The organism is Vallitalea longa (genome assembly GCF_027923465.1).
Lineage (GTDB): Bacteria > Bacillota > Clostridia > Lachnospirales > Vallitaleaceae > Vallitalea > Vallitalea longa.
Window position 1 is genome coordinate 1 of sequence record NZ_BRLB01000093.1, and the last position, 255, is coordinate 255.

Genomic DNA, 255 nt, shown 5'->3' on the forward strand with positions numbered 1-255 from the left:
TATAGGTATATTGTGCTTATATTCCTTCTGTATCGTAAAACAAGTGGAAAATGTAGTGTTTTCAGTTGGACCATACCCATTTATAATAGTAATGTTCTTATTCACACTTCTTAATTTGTTAATATAATTTGGTGTTAGTTTATCACCACCAACCAATATCGTATCTAAAGAATTAAAAACATTTTCATTCTCAGATATGATTTTATTGAATAGGGATACTGTCAACCACATTATATTTATTTTATTGTCATAGAT

Annotated in this window: 1 protein-coding gene; it reads right to left on the reverse strand. The window is 27.1% G+C overall.

Going from position 1 to position 255, the window contains the following annotated elements; genetic code table 11:
* The coding region (locus tag QMG30_RS24960; protein WP_281819948.1) for an AMP-binding protein at positions 1–255 on the reverse strand (255 nt) is incomplete at both ends.